Here is a 2,357-nt window from a genome sequence, read left to right on the forward strand (position 1 = left end):
TTGTCGAAGCACGAGACCTGGCCGGAGCCGTCACGGTGTTGGCGCAGGCCCATTTCGGGCAACGGAAAAGCCCTTCCGGCGCCGATCCGGAAGGGCTTTCGTTGTCACGGGTGATTCCAGGGGCCGGCGGAGCCCCCACGGACTCCGCCGGTCACCGCTGGATCAGGGTCAGACGCAGATCACGTAGACCTTGATCTTGGCGCTGCCCTGGTGTTCGAGGTCCAGCCGCACCGACCAGCCGGTGCCGGTGGTGGTAGGCCGGTCCAGCGTCGCCTTCTCGACCTCGTCGGAGTCGTCGGTGATCTCGTAGCCGCCGCCGACGGCCTTCTTGCCGCCGTCGCAGGTGGTCGTGACCACGGTGCTGTCGGAGTTGACCGAGGTCTCCGAGCCGACCTTGATGACCGGCGTGAGGCTGCCGCCGGGACCTGCCGGGCCCGCGGGACCCTGCGGACCGGTGGCGCCCTTGTCGCCCTGGAGGCCCTTGTCTCCCTTGTCTCCCTTGTCGCCCTCCGGACCCTGCGGGCCGGTGGCGCCGGTCTCACCCTTCGGGCCCTGCGAGCCGTTGTTGCCGGCCTCGCCCTTCGGACCCTGCGGACCGGTGGCACCCGTGTCGCCCTTCGGGCCTTGCGGGCCGGTGGCTCCCGTGTCACCCTTCGGGCCCTGCGGGCCGGTCTGGCCCTTCAGGCCCTGGGGGCCGCGCAGACCCTGCGGGCCCTGCGCGCCGGTCATGCCCTGGAGACCCATCGGGCCCTGTTCGCCCTGCGCGCCCCAGCTGATCTTGGTTTCCGTGACCCGGCACTTCGTGGTGACGTTCACGATGCGCGCGTAGCGCGTCTTCTTGTTGACACACGCGTATATGACGGTGTCAGCGGCGGACGATGCGGTCGCCATGCCCCCCACGGCGAAAATGGAACCCGCGAGCGCCCCAACGGTCAAGATCCCGATCGTGCGCCCACCCGGCAACCTGATAGCCACTGCACTTTCCTTCCTGGAACTTGTGCCCCCTGTTACAGAGGTGAACTAAGTGTCAGACGTTCCACAAGTTCTCCCGGATGACTGCTAAACATCACAGCTCCATATCGGTGAACCGGTATTTGTCCGTAGTAGCGGGAGACTGCGTTGGCGATGCTGGGTCCCGCCGGAATAATCGGCACCGTTCGGGAGCATTACCGCGACTACTCTGACGCGGTATTTACGCACGTCCAGGGAGCGAACCGGGCCGCACAGGCAGGGACGTCGACTGGCTCACACGGAGGCGACCGTGCCGTCAAGCGACCCCATAACGACACAGTCCGCGGGAACCCATCCCCCGGACCCGCACGAGGACGTCACGGTGGCCATGCGCCTTCCGGCCGACCCCGCCGGCGGGCGTGACCCGTTCCTGCCGCCCGCCACCCAGCCGGTACGCGGCGTCGTCTGGCTGATCCACCTGACGCTGCCCATGCTCGGACTCTGGCTGCTGCTGGCCCACCCGGTCGACGGGAACCCGCACACCGTCGACCTGGACCACAAGTGGCAGCACAACCCCAGCCACTTCTGGCTGATCATGGCCGTGGCCGGGGTGAACGTGGTGCTGGGCGCGCTGATCAGCCAGGCGTCGGCCCGGCGCAGGGACGCCCGGCTGTTCCTGGTCTCGCTGGTCTTCCTGAGCAGCGCCGGATTCTTCCTGATGCACGGCCTGGCCACCCCCAAGATCTTCCTGGACGGCGGCACGGTCGGCTTCGACCTGTCCCAGCCGGTCGGCCTGACCATCGCGTCGATCTTCGCCTTCCTGGCGGGGCTCCCGCTCGGGGAGCGCCAGGCCGCGACCGTGCTCCGTCTCCAGCTGCCGCTGCGCGCGCTGCTCGCCACGATCATGATCGTCTGGGGGGTCTCCTCGCTGGTCCCGGGCCTGACCGCGCTGAGCGACCCGCTTCCCGCCGACGGCCTGAGCCTCGGCCCGTACTCGCTCATCAGCGTCGTGCTGTACGCCGCCGCGGCCGCGATGATGTTCCGGATCCACCGCAGGCGCCCGGCCGCCGTGCTGATCAGCCTGATCACCTCGTTCGCGCTGCTGGCCGAGGCGATGATCGCGGGCATGTCGCACCACAACTGGCATCTGTCCTGGTGGCTGTGGCACGTGCTGCTGACGTTCGCGTTCGCGTTCGTCGCGTACAGCGCCTACATCCAGTTCCGGCGGGAGGGCTCCGGCGCGGGCCTGTTCGACGCGGTCGCGCTGCAGGCCACCGTACGGCGGATCCAGGCCCAGTACGAGGAGGCCCTGGAGGAGCTGGTCGGACATCTGCGGCGGCGGACCGAGTCGGGGGTGCCGGTGGCCACCCGGCTGGCCGGGCGGTTCCGGCTCACCGAAGGGCAGG

1 protein-coding gene and 1 pseudogene are annotated in these 2,357 nt (G+C 69.1%); one reads left to right on the top strand and one right to left on the bottom strand.

Features of this window, described 5'->3' with window-relative positions:
* Window positions 1-168: 168 nt before the first annotated feature.
* Entirely contained in the window at window positions 169-891 is a 723-nt protein-coding gene (locus Aph01nite_RS40770) for a collagen-like domain-containing protein (protein ID WP_204046454.1), read from the bottom strand.
* A 448-nt stretch (window positions 892-1,339) separates the two neighbouring features.
* Here Aph01nite_RS40770 and Aph01nite_RS40775 point away from each other — a divergent pair.
* Window positions 1,340-2,357, top strand: a pseudogene (locus tag Aph01nite_RS40775) (adenylate/guanylate cyclase domain-containing protein); the annotation flags it as partial.

Origin of the sequence: Acrocarpospora phusangensis (assembly GCF_016862995.1) — a bacterium.
GTDB lineage: Bacteria > Actinomycetota > Actinomycetes > Streptosporangiales > Streptosporangiaceae > Acrocarpospora > Acrocarpospora phusangensis.